The sequence below is a fragment of the Sphingomonas sp. LH128 genome, assembly GCF_000293195.2.
In the GTDB taxonomy this organism is placed as follows: domain Bacteria; phylum Pseudomonadota; class Alphaproteobacteria; order Sphingomonadales; family Sphingomonadaceae; genus Novosphingobium; species Novosphingobium resinovorum_A.
In genome coordinates, this window is the sequence record NZ_ALVC01000234.1 from 1 (window position 1) to 6,552 (window position 6,552).

General features: G+C 65.2%; 12 protein-coding genes. 3 read left to right on the top strand and 9 right to left on the bottom strand.

Annotated features, from left to right (window positions below):
• Positions 1 to 172, top strand: a 172-nt coding sequence (locus LH128_RS32340; protein WP_008831221.1) for a pentapeptide repeat-containing protein, incomplete at its 5' end; no start/stop codon positions are given.
• Between the two features lie 12 nt (positions 173 to 184).
• Here the strand turns inward: LH128_RS32340 and LH128_RS18600 are convergent.
• The 8 genes from LH128_RS18600 to rpiB all read right to left on the bottom strand — a co-directional run bounded on the left by LH128_RS18600 (position 185) and on the right by rpiB (position 4,892).
• Positions 185 to 379 carry a hypothetical protein gene (locus LH128_RS18600; protein WP_008831222.1) on the bottom strand — a complete coding sequence of 65 codons (195 nt, stop codon included), beginning with the start codon at positions 377 to 379 and terminating at the stop codon, positions 185 to 187.
• Between the two features lie 152 nt (positions 380 to 531).
• Positions 532 to 1,146 (bottom strand): 30S ribosomal protein S4, encoded by a 615-nt coding sequence (gene rpsD / locus LH128_RS18605; RefSeq protein ID WP_008831223.1) that lies wholly within the window; start codon positions 1,144 to 1,146, stop codon positions 532 to 534.
• A gap of 210 nt (positions 1,147 to 1,356) precedes the next feature.
• Complete coding sequence (locus LH128_RS18610; RefSeq protein ID WP_008831224.1) at positions 1,357 to 1,614, bottom strand: hypothetical protein; 258 nt, start codon at positions 1,612 to 1,614, stop codon at positions 1,357 to 1,359.
• A 74-nt stretch (positions 1,615 to 1,688) separates the two neighbouring features.
• Positions 1,689 to 2,435, bottom strand: a complete 747-nt coding sequence (locus LH128_RS18615) for an RNA methyltransferase (RefSeq protein ID WP_008831225.1) — start codon at positions 2,433 to 2,435, stop codon at positions 1,689 to 1,691.
• Entirely contained in the window at positions 2,419 to 2,895 is a 477-nt protein-coding gene (nrdR, locus tag LH128_RS18620; RefSeq protein WP_008831226.1) for a transcriptional regulator NrdR, read from the bottom strand. The genes LH128_RS18615 and nrdR overlap by 17 nt, the downstream gene beginning before the upstream one ends.
• A 14-nt stretch (positions 2,896 to 2,909) precedes the next feature.
• The gene (locus tag LH128_RS18625) at positions 2,910 to 3,137 is read right to left on the bottom strand and encodes a hypothetical protein (protein ID WP_008831227.1); all 228 of its coding nucleotides are present in this window, start codon (positions 3,135 to 3,137) and stop codon (positions 2,910 to 2,912) included.
• A 4-nt stretch (positions 3,138 to 3,141) separates the two neighbouring features.
• Complete coding sequence (gene glyA / locus LH128_RS18630) at positions 3,142 to 4,440, bottom strand: serine hydroxymethyltransferase (protein ID WP_008831228.1); 1,299 nt, start codon at positions 4,438 to 4,440, stop codon at positions 3,142 to 3,144.
• A gap of 14 nt (positions 4,441 to 4,454) precedes the next feature.
• The gene (rpiB, locus tag LH128_RS18635) at positions 4,455 to 4,892 is read right to left on the bottom strand and encodes a ribose 5-phosphate isomerase B (protein ID WP_008831229.1); all 438 of its coding nucleotides are present in this window, start codon (positions 4,890 to 4,892) and stop codon (positions 4,455 to 4,457) included.
• A gap of 247 nt (positions 4,893 to 5,139) precedes the next feature.
• Here rpiB and LH128_RS18640 point away from each other — a divergent pair, with 247 nt between their 5' ends.
• Both LH128_RS18640 and LH128_RS18645 read left to right on the top strand, forming a co-directional pair.
• Positions 5,140 to 5,391, top strand: coding sequence for a Kazal-type serine protease inhibitor family protein (locus LH128_RS18640; RefSeq protein WP_008831230.1), 252 nt, complete (start codon positions 5,140 to 5,142; stop codon positions 5,389 to 5,391).
• Positions 5,392 to 5,587: 196 nt separating this feature from the next.
• Positions 5,588 to 6,202: a M17 family peptidase N-terminal domain-containing protein gene (locus LH128_RS18645; protein ID WP_008831231.1), complete on the top strand. Its 615-nt coding sequence runs from the start codon at positions 5,588 to 5,590 to the stop codon at positions 6,200 to 6,202.
• A 38-nt stretch (positions 6,203 to 6,240) separates the two neighbouring features.
• On the opposite strand, the gene LH128_RS18650 is transcribed toward LH128_RS18645, so the two are convergent.
• Positions 6,241 to 6,552: sigma-70 family RNA polymerase sigma factor (locus LH128_RS18650; RefSeq protein WP_172705110.1), on the bottom strand; the 312-nt coding region annotated here is incomplete at its 5' end.

Consider the following 6,552-nt stretch of genomic DNA (forward strand, 5'->3'; position numbering starts at 1 on the left):
CTGCAGCCTGCGCGATGCGGATTTGACCGGGGCGCGGTTCGACGGCGCCGATCTGCGTGGGGCTGACTTGGGTGGCCTGCGTCTGGTCGATGCTACCCTGTTCCGTGGCGCGATCATCTCGCGCATGCAGGCAAGCCAGATTCTCGGCGAACTGGGGATCAGCGTCCGCTAAGCTGAAGCCCGGTCACGCAGTGACGGGTATGCCCGGTGCGTCTTCGCCGTGCATGGTTTCCAGCACCGTCTCGACATAGGCGACGAAGCGGCCGGTCATTTCGTCGAGAAATCCGGCGCCGATCTCGCAGGCATGGCGCTGCGCTGTCCTGAGATCATTGTACCATTTACCGGTGCGGTGCGGAGTGATGAAACGGTAGCGAGTCATGATGCTAGGCTAATGCCCGATCTCGACGGCAGTTCCCTTACAAGTGCTGCAAATCGTGTAATTTTTCGTGTCGTTTGAACAGTTCGAAACACATAAGAAAAAGGCGGCCCCGAAGGACCGCCTTTTCTTGTTTCCGTTGCCGGAGAACCGGATCAGCGCGAGTAGAACTCGACGACCAGATTCGGTTCCATCTTCACCGGATAGGGCACTTCGTCGAGCGTCGGAACGCGAACGAAGGTCACCTTGTCGGTGCCGTCCTGGGCGACGTAGTCGGGCACTTCGCGCTCGGGCAGGTTCTGCGCTTCGAGAACGAGAGCCATTTCCTTGGCCTTGTTGCCCAGGGTGATGATGTCACCGACCTTCACGCGACGCGAGGCGATGTTGCACTTCACGCCGTTGACGCGGATGTGGCCGTGCGAAACGATCTGGCGGGCCGAGAAGATGGTCGGCGCGAACTTGGCGCGGTACACGACCATGTCCAGGCGCTGCTCCAGCAGGCCGATCAGATTCTGGCTGGTGTCGCCCTTCATCGAGGACGCTTCCTGGTAGGTGCGCTTGAACTGCTTCTCGGTCACGTCGCCGTAGTAGCCCTTGAGCTTCTGCTTGGCGCGCAGCTGCAGACCGTAGTCCGAAACCTTGCTCTTGCGACGCTGGCCGTGCTGGCCCGGGCCGTAGCTGCGGCGGTTGACCGAGCTCTTGGGACGGCCCCAGATGTTCTCGCCCATGCGGCGGTCGAGTTTGTACTTCGAGCTTTGACGCTTCGACATAATGTCGTCCTTCAATCTGCTTGCCGTGCAGCCGATGTGGTGCACGATCCATGTTTCTCCCGGAGCGCACCATCCGGCCTATTCTGCCGGATGCGGCCGCCGCTTCACCGAGAGTGCGGGGCCGAATGGACGTGCTGCGAAGACGCAGGCGCCACGTGAGGGGCCGCCCTTATAGGGTCGGGCGCAGGAGTCAAGCCAAGTCTGGGGCGATTATTGACCGGTGCCGAGCGGGCTGCCCATGGTGTTGGCCCGCCCCATCATCTGCCCTGCCTGTTTTGCACCTACCGAATCAATGGCACTCCATTCCGCAGCGGTATGGCACACGCGCTTGCGCATGATGGTCCCCGTGGGTGCTTCGAAACGGCATATTTTCTTGTCGGGATTGAGCGGCTCGCCTTGCTTGTCCTTGGCCATCGCGGGCGACAGCGTGGCAAGCGCCAGGGCGGTGACAGTAATGATGCGGATCATGTTGGAGAAATTCCCGAAACTGTAGGCTGCCGCTATTTTACGCAGGAGCAATAAACCCGCAAATGAAATCCAGGCTATTCTTCCGGATTCCTAGGCCGTCGGTTGCCGCCGAGCGCACTCAGTACCCCGCGCATGGTACGCACTTCGAGGCTGTTCCAGCCCGGCTTGGTGAGCATGTTGCGCAAGGTCCGGCGCGTGGCGGCAGAGCGGCTTTCCGGGTAGAAGTACTTGGTCGGCTCCAGTACCTTCTCGAACTGCTGGATCATGCCTTCCAGTTCGTCCTGGGGGGCAGGGGGGAGCAGTTCCTCAACCGTTGGCTGCGCCAATGCGGCGCCCTTCGACCATTCGTAGGCGCACAGGATCACCGCCTGCGCCAGGTTGAGCGAAGCGAACTCGGGGTTGATCGGCACCGTCAGGATCGCGCGGGCGAGGGCGACATCGTCCGTCTCCAGCCCCGAGCGCTCCGGCCCGAACACGTAGGCCGAGCGGCCCGTCGCCGCGTAGACCTCGCGCGCGGCTTCCTCGGACGTGACGACCGGCTTGGTGACGCCGCGCTTGCGCACGGTGGTGGCGTAGACGTTGGCGCAGTCGTGCACGGCTTCGGCGAGCGTCTCAAAGACCTCGGCCTTTTCCAGCACGTCGTCGGCACCGGCCGCCGCGGGGCCTGCCGAGGGGTTGGGCCAGCCGTCGCGCGGGGAGACGAGGCGCATCTCGGTCAGCCCGAAGTTGAGCATCGCGCGCGCGGCCTTGCCGATGTTCTCGCCCAGCTGCGGGCGCACCAGTACGATGACGGGCTGTTTCATTTCAATTGACGCCGACATCGCGCACGGTCCCTGCAAATTCCTCGAAATCCCTCGCCTCGTTGAAGGCACGGTAGACGCTGGCGAAGCGGATGTAGGCGACCGAGTCGAGCTGTCGCAGCCCTTCCATCACCAGTTCGCCGATGACGCGCGAAGGCACCTCGTTCTCGCCGATCGTCTCGACTTGACGCTGCACGCCCGAAACCAGCCGCTCGATCTTCTCGCGGTCGATGCCGCGCTTGCGACAGGCGAGGGTGACAGACTGCTCGATCTTGGCGCGGTCGAACGGCTCGCGGCGTTCGAGCCCGGCCGCATCGTTGCTCTTGACCACCACGATCTCGCGCAGCTGCACGCGTTCGAACGTCGTGAAGCGGGCGCCGCAGCTTGAACACTGGCGGCGGCGACGGATCGCGGTGGCATCCTCGGTCGGGCGGCTGTCCTTGACCTGGGAATCGTCGTGGGCGCAAAAAGGACAGCGCATTCAGTGGGTTACTTTCATTCAGGACGGACGCGCTTGTAGAACTTGTAGCCTGCGCCCGCCGCCAGCCCGAGGCCGATGGAGACGAAGGGCAGGAACGCGCCCGCAACCGCGCCCGCAGCGCCCCAGATCAGAACCGGCTTGGTCGAAGGATGAGCCATGCCATCCTTGAGCATTCCGGCGAGTTCCTCGCGGGCATCGCTGACGAAGTGGCCGGAGTTCTGGGGGCGCTGCGGGTCGGTCATAGACTTAGTCCTCGTAGATGGGGAAACGATCACACAGCGCTTCAACGCGCGTGCGAACGTTCTGCTCCACCTGAGCGTCACCTGCTTCGCCGCACTTGGCAAGACCGTCGAGAACGTCGGCGACCATGTTGCCGATCTCGCGGAATTCCTCCGGGCCGAAACCGCGGGTCGTGCCGGCGGGCGAACCGACGCGGATGCCGCTGGTCTTCATCGGCGGCAGCGGGTCGAACGGGATGCCGTTCTTGTTGCAGGTGATGCCCGCGCGCTCCAGCGCCTCGTCGGCGTCCTTGCCGGTGACGCCCAGCGGTGAGAGGTCGATCAGCGCGAGGTGCGTGTCGGTGCCGCCCGAGACGATCGCGGCGCCGCGATCCTTGAGGGTGGCTGCCAGAACCTGTGCGTTCTCGATCACGCGCGCGGCGTAGTCCTTGAACTCGGGACGCAGCGCTTCACCGAAAGCGACGGCCTTGGCGGCGACGACGTGCATCAGCGGGCCACCCTGAAGGCCGGGGAACACCGCCGAGTTGATCTTCTTGGCCAGCGCCTCGTCGTTGGTGAGGATCATGCCGCCGCGCGGACCGCGAAGGGTCTTGTGCGTGGTGGTGGTGGCGATGTGCGCATGCGGGAACGGCGAGGGGTGCAGACCGGCCGCGACGAGGCCAGCGAAGTGCGCCATGTCGACCTGGAAGATGGCGCCCACGGCATCGGCGATCTCGCGCATGCGCTTGAAGTCGATCACGCGCGGATAGGCCGAGCCGCCCGCGATAATGAGCTTGGGCTGGTGTTCCTTGGCAAGGGCCTCGACCTCATCGTAGTCAATGAGGTGGGTGTCCTTGGTCACGCCATACTGCACGGCCTTGAACCACTTGCCCGAAAGCGCTGCGCGGGCGCCGTGGGTGAGGTGGCCACCGGCGTCGAGGCTCATGCCCATGATGGTGTCGCCGGGCTTGACGGTCGCGAGCAGCACTGCGCCGTTGGCCTGCGCGCCCGAGTGGGGCTGGACGTTGGCGAAGCCGCAGTCGAACAACTGCTTGGCGCGCTCGATGGCGAGGGTTTCCACCTCGTCCGACGGCTCGCAGCCCTGGTAGTAGCGCTTGCCGGGATAACCCTCGGCGTACTTGTTGGTCAGCACCGAGCCCTGCGCCTCGAGCACGGCCTTGGAGACGATGTTCTCCGAGGCGATCAGTTCGATCTGCTTGCGTTCGCGCTTCAGTTCGTGGCCGATCGCGGCGGCGACGGCGGGGTCGCTCTGGGCGATCGTGTCGGTGAAGAAGCCGGGTGAACGGATGGCGGTTTCTACGGTCATGGTTCTAGGCTCCTTCAGAAGGACGGATTGGAGAGCTTTTCGACGCGGCCTGCATGGCGGCCGCCGCCGAACTCGGTGGAGAGGAAAGCGTCGAGGCAGGCCTTGGCCATGTCCTCGCCGGTCAGGCGTGCGCCCATGGCGATGACGTTGGCGTCGTTGTGCTCGCGGGCGAGGGCGGCCGAAAGCGGCTCGCCCACCAGCGCGCAGCGGCAGGCGGGATCGCGGTTGACGGCGATCGAGATGCCGATGCCCGAGCCGCAAAGCGCGACGCCGAACTGCACGGTGCCGTCGGCGACGACCGAGGCCAGCTTGTAGCCGTAGTCGGGGTAGTCGACGCGGTCGGCGGTTTCGGGGCCGAGGTCGGCGACTTCGTGGCCGGCCTCGATGAGGTATTCGCGCAAAGTCGCCTTGAGGTCGACGGCGGCGTGGTCGGATGCGATCGCGATACGCATGGGAGAGGTGCTTCCTGCCTGCGAGGGATTCGTTTGCGGCTCCCTTAGTCGCGGCTTTGCAATATTGCGAGTCTTGTGGGCACAGCGTTCGGATCGCCAATGGAGCCATGCGGGCAATTGTGCAGCGCATATGGATGTTTCAGCCGCATGATGCTTGCAAGGGTTTGTTCAGGGGCGCAAGTTCCGGCTCCCGATAGGCTGGCCCGAAAAGGCCGGACGCAGGGCCGACAGAAGAAAGGGGATTGCCATGAAGCTGACCGTCATGCGCGCATTGAGCCTCGCCGGGGTGCTGGTTCTCACAGGGTGTCTGGAGACGATGCCGGGACCGGATCGCCCCCATCGCCCGCGCCCGGAAAAGCCCGCGATCTGTACGCGCGAATATGCGCCGGTCTGTGCGCAAAAGCGTCGCCATCGCCAGACTTTCAGCAATGCCTGCATGGCGCGCGCCGAAGGTTTCCGGGTTGTCAGCTCAGGCGCCTGCGAGCGCGGCGGGCAATAGGAGGGCCGGACGCGGAGGCAGAAGCGGGGTTTTCGGGTTCTTCGAATAGTTGCGACGATCTTATCGGTCTGATGCGGACCTCGGTGGCGGGCTAACACCGGGATGCAACTTCACGAAGGCAGACCGCGATGATCCTCAACTGGCCCCTCTGGCCCGCATTTCCTCTCCGCCCCGCCCGTCCTGCGGGAGAGGCGGCATGAGCGGGAGCGGGGGCGTCGCACACAACGTCGGCTCGGCATTCGACGTGACGCTGGATGTGGCGGCGTGGGACGGCGCGGGCGCGCAAGTGGACCTTTCGTGCGCGGCGATGTTCAGCGAGGAACCGGCCGGCGCGCCCACGGGCGGGCTGGCTCACCTCGACGCAGCGCTGGGCGGGCGGCTGCTCGAACTGCGCCGCGAAGGCCATTTCACCGGTGCTCCGGGCGAATGCCTGCTGATTTCCCAGCCGCCCGAAACGGTTGCGGCCAAGGCGCTGCTGGTGGTCGGGCTGGGCCATCCGCAAGGGTGGACGCCGCTTCACTTGCGCGAAGCGGTGCGCTCGGCGGCCACTTTCGCGCTGGCGCTCGGCGTGCGCAGCGCCGCCTTCGCACCGGGCATGCGCGACAGCGGCCTCTCGGCGGACGGGACGGCCGGAGCGCCCGCGCACATGATCGCTGGGCTTGCCGCCGCGCTTGCCACCCGGCACAGGCTGGTCCCCATGGGCCTTGCTCCGGCGCCGGTTCTGGAACGCTGGGCGTTCGACGTCGGCGCGGAAAGGCTCGACGCCGCGGCGCGGGAGTTTCGCGAGCAACTGTGCGGGCAAGGCGATTGAGCCTGTAAAAAAAGCCCCGCCGAAGCGGGGCTTTTCTCTTACTGGTCCAGGAACGAGCGCATCTTGCGCGACCGGCTCGGGTGCTTGAGCTTGCGCAGCGCCTTGGCCTCGATCTGGCGGATGCGTTCGCGCGTCACCGAGAACTGCTGGCCGACTTCCTCCAGCGTGTGATCGGTGTTCATGCCGATGCCGAAGCGCATGCGCAGCACGCGCTCCTCGCGCGGGGTCAGCGATGCCAGCGTTCGCGTGATCATTTCCTTGAGGTTCGCCTGGATCGCCGCGTCCACCGGGATGACTGCGTTCTCGTCCCTGATGAAATCGCCCAGGTGGCTGTCTTCCTCGTCGCCCAC